Source organism: Endozoicomonas acroporae (assembly GCF_002864045.1).
Taxonomy (GTDB): Bacteria; Pseudomonadota; Gammaproteobacteria; order Pseudomonadales; family Endozoicomonadaceae; genus Endozoicomonas; species Endozoicomonas acroporae.
In genome coordinates, this window is record NZ_PJPV01000035.1 from 1 (window position 1) to 8,556 (window position 8,556).

4 protein-coding genes are annotated in these 8,556 nt (G+C 50.8%); all 4 read right to left on the bottom strand.

Annotated elements, in window-relative coordinates:
- A partial coding sequence (locus tag CX664_RS05760) for a DUF1601 domain-containing protein (RefSeq protein ID WP_145999849.1) occupies nucleotides 1–1,453 on the bottom strand: 1,453 nt, incomplete at its 3' end.
- Between the two features lie 76 nt (nucleotides 1,454–1,529).
- Nucleotides 1,530–5,117: an RAP domain-containing protein gene (locus CX664_RS05770; protein ID WP_101745820.1), complete on the bottom strand. Its 3,588-nt coding sequence runs from the start codon at nucleotides 5,115–5,117 to the stop codon at nucleotides 1,530–1,532.
- Between the two features lie 190 nt (nucleotides 5,118–5,307).
- Nucleotides 5,308–8,109 carry an RAP domain-containing protein gene (locus tag CX664_RS05775; RefSeq protein WP_101745821.1) on the bottom strand — a complete coding sequence of 934 codons (2,802 nt, stop codon included), beginning with the start codon at nucleotides 8,107–8,109 and terminating at the stop codon, nucleotides 5,308–5,310.
- 105 nt (nucleotides 8,110–8,214) lie between these two features.
- A partial coding sequence (locus tag CX664_RS05780) for an RAP domain-containing protein (RefSeq protein WP_145999850.1) occupies nucleotides 8,215–8,556 on the bottom strand: 342 nt, incomplete at its 5' end.

Here is an 8,556-nt window from a genome sequence, read left to right on the forward strand (position 1 = left end):
TGTCCGCCAGTTTCGCCATGGCCCACAGCAGGTTGGCGATACCCTGGGCCTTAAATTGGTTTTTCTGTACGTTCACGTGGGGTAACAGCGCGGCCACTGTCACTTTGAGGCCTGTTGTCTGCTCCTGTCCGTTGTCCACCAGTTTCGCCATGGCCCACAGCAGGTTGGCAATACCCTGGGCCTTAAATTGGTTTTTCTGAACCTTCACGTGGGGCAACAGCGCGGCCACTGTCACTTTGAGGCCTGTTGTCTGCTCCTGTCCGTTGTCCACCAGTTTCGCCATGGCCCAGAGCAGATTGGTAATATGCTGAGGAATAAATCGGTCTTTCTGTGCGTTCACGTGGGGCAACAGCGCGGCCACTGTCGCTTTGAGGCCTGTTGTCTGCTCCTGTCCGTTGTCCACCAATTTCGCGATGGCCCACAGCAGGTTGGCGATATCCTGAGCACTAAATTGGCCTTTCTGTGCGTTCACGTGGGACAACAGGGTGGCTACGACCTCTTTGAATTCTGGTATCCGCTCCTGACCGTTGTCCACCAGTTTCGCCATGGCCCACAGCAGGTTGGTGATTTCCTGTGGTTTAAAGTTCGCTTTCTGAGTGTTCACGTTGGTCAATAACACGGCCACGGCCTTGTTGAGCTCTGGTGTCTGCTCCTGCCCGTTGACCACCAGTTTCGCCATGGCCCACAGCAGGTTGGCGATATGCTGTGGAATAAATTGGTCTTTCTGTGCATTCACGTGGGGCAACAGCACGGCCACGGCCTCTTTGAGCCCTGGTGTCCACTCTTGCCCGTTGTCCACCAGTTTCGCCATGGCCCACAGCTGGTTGGCGATTCCCCGGGCATCAATGTCCCTGGCTTGAGGTTTTTGGTTGCACTTGAATATTATTGCATCAAGTAGCGTTGACAATAAGGCAGCTTGAGTACACTTAACACGCTCATCCATGGGTTTATGAGGGGTAAAAACACCCGCTGAAGTCAATGAATGAAGTGTGGCCGTGAGGCTTCGCCAGTCCCAACGCCGTGTTATGGTAAAATTTTGCAGCAAACGTATCAGCTGGCTTTGTTCAACCCGAGTCAACGGTCTTTTAGCATCTGATGTGTATTTTTTAATTGAATTAGCATACCAGCCGTGATTTCTCCCATCATAGCGATGACCGAAACGGTTCGATTTACTCACCAGATCATCCATTATTTTCTGTTTGATGATCGCATTAAAATCTTGAGCAGGGTTTACTGAACGGCGCTGTAGCTGTAGATGTTGAGAAGGGCATGCGTCAGAAGAACGGTAAAATGTATTACCCCCCGGGTTAGTGCGCGGGGTATCATCCCAATGCCTGACCGTGGCATGTCGATATCGCCCACTCCTTGAAGAAGGAGCATGGCGACTCGGTCGGTTATAATCATTGTCTGATCTTGCGTATTGAGCACTGATACCGGCAGAGCTTCTGTCCATAATTATATTTCATTAATTAATGAAAATATAACAAGCAGACTGCTGTGCAGTTCAGAAGTTCATTTTGCTGAAATGTTTATATATAAGCAGTGCCGTATTTCTCATCTGCCGACCGGCTTTTAAGTGATACAGAGCCATGACCCTGTGGCGGGATGTCTACCCGGGTCTTTATTTGATCAATATATAGTTTCATTGAATCCCGGCTCCTGAGCAGGTTGACCGGGATTTCAATAACCTCAAATCCTGATTTTTGCAGCAGTGCGATTTTCAGCAGAGTCGCACCAGTCCTGGTGTTGAAATCACCACTCACGTAATGAGAGGGTCCCTGAATTTCAATCACCATGCTGTGGTCTGGCAGTAGCAGGTCAACCGGAGGTAATGCGTTCAGACTCTTTTCTTCTTCAATCTGCAAAGAGGGAATGGATGATTGGAGTTGAGCGCAGAAGTCGGCTTGAGGTTTTGAAATGGTTGTCTGGTAGTGGGGGGCGACTGGACAGGCTCTGCCAAGCCAACTTGCCGCCATGGCAATGATGGATTGATCCTCTTCATTGTCTGGAAATGTATTTTCCAGGCGAGTAAACAGGCCGTACATGTGCTTTTCAAGCACGTTATTTTTATTGGCATTGGAGTCTAGAAACAACCTGGCACACAATACCATGACTCCCCAGAGAGACATCAATATGTCTTTCTGAGGGAGCTGAGGGGTGTCACTGATTCGGTAGACAAGCGATTCAAACGTGGAGCTAACCACGCTCAGCTCAACGAGTTCACCCAGTTTCGCCATGGCCCATAGCAGGTTGGCGATCGCCCAGGCATTAAACTGGTCTTTTTGTGCGTTCACGTGGGGCAACAGTGCGACTACGGCCTCGCTGAGCCCTGGTGTTCGCTCTTGTCCGTTTTCCACCAGTTTTGTCATGGCCCACAGCAGGTTAACGATATGCTGAGGAATAAATTGGTCTTTCTGTGCATTCACGTGGGGCAACAGCACGACTATGGTCTCGTTGAACTCTGGTGTCCGCTCCTGGCCGTTGTCCACCAGTTTCGCCATGGCCCACAGCAGATTGGCAATACCCTGTGGTGTAAAGTTGGCTTTCTGTGCGCTCACGTGGGGCAACAGCGCGGCCACGGTCTCTTTGATCTCTGGTGTCTGCTCCTGCCCGTTGTCCACCAGTTTCGCCATGGCCCACAGCAGGTTGGCAATACCCTGCGGTTTAAAGTTGGCTTTCTTTGCATTCACACGTGGTAACAGCAGAACTACGGCTTTGTTGAGCCCTGGTGTTCGCTCCATTCCGTTATCCACCAGTTTCGCCATTGCCCACAACAGGTTGGCGATTTCCTGTGGTTGAAAGTTGGCTTTTTGTGACTTCACATTTAGCAACAGCGCGGCCACGGCCTCGTTGAACTCTGCAGTCCGATCCTGGCCACTGTCCATCAGTTTCGCCATGGCCCACAGCAGGTTGGCGATAGCCTGGGCATTAAACTGCTCTTTTTGTGCGTTCACGTGGGGCAACAGCGCGGCAATGGCCTCGTTGAACTCTGGTGTCCGCTCCTGCCCGTTGTCCACCAGTTTTGCCATGGCCCACAGCAGGTTGGCAATACCCTGTGGTTTAAAGTTCGCTATTTTTGCATTCACGTAGGGCAATAGGGCGGCCTCAGCCTCGTTGAACCTTTTAGTTTGCTCCTGCCCGTTGTCCACCAGTTTCGCCATGGCCCACAGCAGGTTGGCGATTTCCTGTGGGTTAAAGTTTACTTTTTGTGCGTTCACGTGGGGCAACAGCGCGTCCACGGCCTCGTTGAGTTCTGGTGTCTGTTTCTGTCCGTTGTCCACCAGTTTTGCTATGGCCCACAGCAGGTTGGTGATACCCAGGGCATGAAATTGGTCTTTCTGTGCGTTCACTTGGGGCAACAGGGCGGCCACGGCCTCGTTGAGTCCTGGTGTCTGCTCCTGGCTGTTGTCCACCAGTTTCGCCATGGCCCACAGCAGGTTGGCGATACCCTGTGGTTCAAAATTAGCTTTCTGAGCGCTCACCTGGGGCATCAGCGCGGCCACGGCCTCTTTGAGCCCCGGTATCCACTCCTGCCCGTTGTCCACCAGTTTCGCCATGGCCCAGAGCAAATTGGTGATAGCCTGAGGAATACATTGGTCTTCCTGTACGTTCATGCGAGGCAACAGCGCGGCCACAGCTTCTTTGAGCCCTGGTGTCTGCTCCTGGCCGTTGTCCACCAGTTTCGCCATGGCCCACAGCAGGTTGGCGATATGCTGAGGAATAAATTGGTCTTTCTCTGTGTTTACACAGGGCAACAACCCGGCCACGGCTTCTTTGAGTCCTTGTATTTGCTCCTGCCCGATATCCACCAGTTTCGCCATGGCCCACAGCAGGTTGGCGATTTCCCGAGATTTAAAGTTAGCTTTCTGTGTTTTCACGTAGGGCAACAGGGCGGCCGCGGCCTCGTTGAGCGCAGGTGTCTGCTCCTGCCCATTGTCCACCAGTTTCGCCATGGCCCACAGGAGGCTGGTGATTTCCTGTGGTATAAAGTGAGCTTTCTTTGTTTTCACCTGGGGCAACAGCGCAGCCACAGTCTCTTTAAGCGTTGGTGTCTGCTTTTGCCCGTTGTCCACCAGTTTCGCCATGGCCCACAATAGATTGGCGATATCCTGGGCATTCAATTGGTCTTTCTGTGCGTTCACGTGGAGCAACAGCGCGGCTACGGCCTCGTTGAACTCTGGTGTCTGCTCCTGCCCGTTGTCCACCAGTTTCGCCATGGACCATAGCAGGTTGGCGATTTCCCGTGGTTTAAAATCAGCTTGCTGTGCGTTCACGCGGGTCAACAGGGCAGCGATGGCCTCGTTGAGTTCCGGTGTCTGCTTCTGCCCGTTGTCCACCAGTTTCGCTATGGCCCACAGTAGATTGGCGGTTTGCTGAGGAATAAATTGGTCTTTCTGCGTATTTATGTGAGGCAACAGCGCGGCCACGGCCTCTTTGAACTCTGGTATCCGCTGCTGCCCGCTGTCCACCAGTTTCGCCATGGCCCACAGCAGGTTGGCGATTCCACGGGCATCAATATCCCATGCTTTAGCTTTTCGGTTGCACTTGAATATTATTGCATCAAGAAGCGTCGACAATAAGGCATCTTGTGTGCGCTTAACACACTGATCCATGGGTTTATGGGGGGTAAAAACACCCGCTGAAGTAAATGAGTGAAATGTTGTCGTCAGGCTTAGCCAATTCCAGCTCCGTGTTACTGTGAAATTTTGCAGCAAACGCATCAGCCGACTTTGTTCAGCTCGATTTAACGGTCTTTTAGACGCTGACGAGTATTTTTTAATTGAACTGGCATATAGGCCGTGATCTCTCCCATCATAGCGATGACCGAAACGATACGATTTACTCACCAGGCCATCCATTATTCCCTGTTGGGTGAGCGCATTAAAATCTTGAGCATGATTTACTGAACGGCGCAGTAGATATTGAGAAGGGCGTGGAGCAGAAGAATGGTAAAATTCATTACGTCCCGTGGCTGTGCGGGGAGGAGGATCCCATTGTCTGACTGTGGCATGCCTGTATCGCCCACGCCTTGAAGAAGCGGCATGGTCATTCGGTTGGTTGTCATCATTACCTGATCTTGCGTATTTACCACTGATACCAGCAGAGGTTCTATCCATAATTATATTTCATTAATTCATGGAAATATAAAAAGCAGACTGCGGTTCTGTTCAGAAGTTCATTTTGCTGGAATGTGAAAACGGTTCCTGGGTTGAAAGAAGGGGGTTACTCGCTTTTTTTTTTCTTCCTCTTGGCTGGTTTGCCGGTTTGTTCTTCTGAATGTTCTTCGGCGGTTAAGTAACCGTGATCTTAGGGTTGCCTGTCATCAGCAGTAACGCATGCCTCATCTGCCCACCTTCTTTTTTTAATTGATACAGAGCCATCCCCCTGTGGCGGGATCCCTGTCCTGGTTTTTATTTGATCAATGTATGGTTTCATTGAATCCTGATTGTCAAGCCTGTTAACCGGAATTTCAATGACCTCAAATCCTGCTTTTTGCAACAGTGCGATTTTCAGCAGGGTCGAACCATTCCTGATGTTGAAATCACCACCCACGTAATGAGACGGTCCCTGAACTTCAATCACCATGTTGTGATCTGGCAGGAACAGGTCAACCGGAGGCAGTGAGTTCAGACTCTTTTCTTCTTCAATCTGCAAAGAGGGAAAGCATGATTGGAGTTGATCGTGAAAGTCGGATTGACGTTTTGACCTGGTAGTCGGGTAATGGGGGACGACCGGGCATGCTCTCCCAAGCCAACTGGCGGCCATGGCAATGATGCGTTGATCCTCTTCATTGTCTGAGGAGGTATTTTCCACACGAGTAAACAGGTCATCCATGTGCTTTTCAAGCCAGTTATTGTTTTTAGAGTCCAGAGGCAATCTGGCACAGCACACCATTACTCCCCAGAGAGACATCGATATGTCTTGCTGTGAGAGCTGAGGGTTTTCACTGAGTCGGTAAACAAGCGGTTCAAACATAGAGGTAACCACGTTCAGCTCAACGAGCTCACCCAGTTTCGCCATGCCACACAGCAGGTTGGCGATATGCTGAGGTATCAATTGGTCTTCCTGTGCGTTCACGCAGGGCAACAGCTCGGCTATGACCTCGATGAACTCTGTTGTCGGCTTATGCCCATTGTCCACCAGTTTGGCCGTGGCCCACAGCAGGTTAGAAATTTCCTGTGTTTTAAAGTGAGTTTTCTGTGCGTTCACGTGGGACAAAAGTGCAGCCACGGCCTCGTTGAGCTTCGGCGTCTGTTTCTGCCCTTTGTCCACCAGTTTCGCCATTGCCCACAACAGGTTGGCGGTACCCTGTGGTTCAAATTTGGCTTTCTGTGAGATCACGCGGGGCAACAGCCCGGCCACAGCCTTTTTGAGCCCCGGTACCCACTTCTGCCCTTTGTCCATCAGTTTCGCCATGGCCCACAGCAGGTTGGCGATATGCTGAGGAATGAATTCCTCCTTCTGAGTGTTCACATGGGGTAACAACGCGGCCACAGCTTCTTCGAGCGCTGGTGTCTGCTCCAGCCCGTTGTCTGCCAACTTCGCCATGGCCCACAGCACGTTAGTGATTTCCTGTGGGTTAAAGTTAGCTTTCTCCGTGTTGATGCGTGGCAACAGCGCGGCCATGGCCTCGTTAAACTCTGGTGTTCGCTCCTGCCCGTTATCCACCAGTTTCGCCATGGCCCACAGCAGGTTGGCGATATGCTGAGGAATAAATTGGTCTTTCTGTGCGCTCACATGGGGCGCCAGCGCGTTCACGGCCTTGTTGAACTCGGATGTCCACTTGTGCCCATTGTCCACCAGTTTTGCCATGCTCCAAATCAGGTTGGCGATTTCCTGTGGTTTAAAGTTAGCTTTCTGTGCGATCACGTGGGGCAACAGCGCGGTCACAGCCGAGTTGAAATCGGGTGTCTGCTCCTGCCCGTTGTCCGCCAGTTTCGCCATGGCCCAAAGCAGGTTGGTGATCGCCTGGGCATTAAATTGTTCTTTTTGTGTCTTCACATAGGGCAACAGCGCGGCCACGGCCTCTTTGAGCTCTGGTGTCCGCTCCTGCCCGTTGTCTACCAGTTTTGCCATAGCCCACAGCAGGTTGACGATACCCTGGGCATTAAATTGTCCTTTTTGTGTCTTCACATAGGGCAACAGCTCGGCCACGGCCTTTTCGGGCCCTGTTGTTAGCTCTTGCCCGTTGTCTATCAGTTTCGCCATGGCCCACAGCAGGTTGGCGATACCCTGGGCATTAAATTGTTCTTTTTGTGTCTTCACATAGGGCAACAGCGCGGCCACGGCCTTTTTGGGCCCTGTTATTAGCTCTTGCCCGTTGTCTACCAGTTTCGCCATGGCCCACAGCAGGTTGGCGATATGCTGAGGAATAAATTGGTCTTTCAGTGCATCCACGTGTGGCAACAGCGCGGCCAAGGCCTCCTGGAACTCTGGTGTGTGCTTCCGGCCGTTGTCCACCAGTTTCGCTATGGCCCACAGCAGGTTGGCGATACCCCGGGCATCAATATTCCTAGCTTGAGGTTTTTGGCTGCAGTTAAATATTATTGCATCCAGTAGCGTTGACAATAAGTGAGCTTGAGTAAGCTTGACACGCTCATCCATGGGTTTATGAGAGGTAAAAACCCCCGCTGAAGTGAATGAATGAAGTGTTGTCGTCAGGCTTCGCCAATTCCAGCTCCGTGTTGGGGTAAAGTTTTGCAGCATGCGTATCAGCTGGCTTTGTTCTGCCCGGTTTAACGGTCTTTTAGCAGCTGACGTGTATTTTTTAATTGAACTGGCAAATTGACTGTGATTTTTCCCATTATAGCGATGACCGAAACGATCCGATTTTCTCACCAGATCATCCATTATTTCCTGTTTGATGAGGGCATTAAAATCTTGAGCAGGGTTTACTGTACGGCTCTGTAGAGATTGAGAAGAGCATGTGCCAGAAGAATGGTAAAATTCATTACGCCCCGGGGCAGTGCGGGGGGGATTATCCCATTGTCTGACGTTAGCATGCCTAGATTGCCCACGGCTTGAAGACGCCGCATGGTTACCTGGTTGGTTGTAACCATTACCTGATCTTGCGTATTGACCACTGATACCAGCAGAGCTTCTGTCCATAACTATATTTCATTAATTCATGAAATTTAAAAAGCAGACTGCGGTTTTGTTCAAAAGTTCATTTTGCGGGAATGTGAAAACGGTTCCTGAGTCGAAAGGAGGGGATTACTGACTGTTTTTTCTCTTCCTCTTGGCTGGTTTGCCGGTTTGTTCTTTTGAATGTTCTTCGGCGGTTAAGTAACCGTGATCTGAGGGTTGCCTGTCATCAGCAGTAACGCATGCCTCATCTGCCCACCTTCTTTTAAGTGATACAGAGCCATGCCCCTGTGGCGGGATGCCTGTCCTGATCTTTATTTGATCAATATATGGTTTCATTAAATCGTTGTTCAAAAGCTGGTTAGCCGGGATTTCAATGACCTCAAATCCTGCTTTTTGCAACAGTGCGATTTTCAGCAGAGTCGAACCATTCCTGGTTTTGAAATCAGCACCCACGTAATGAAACGGTCC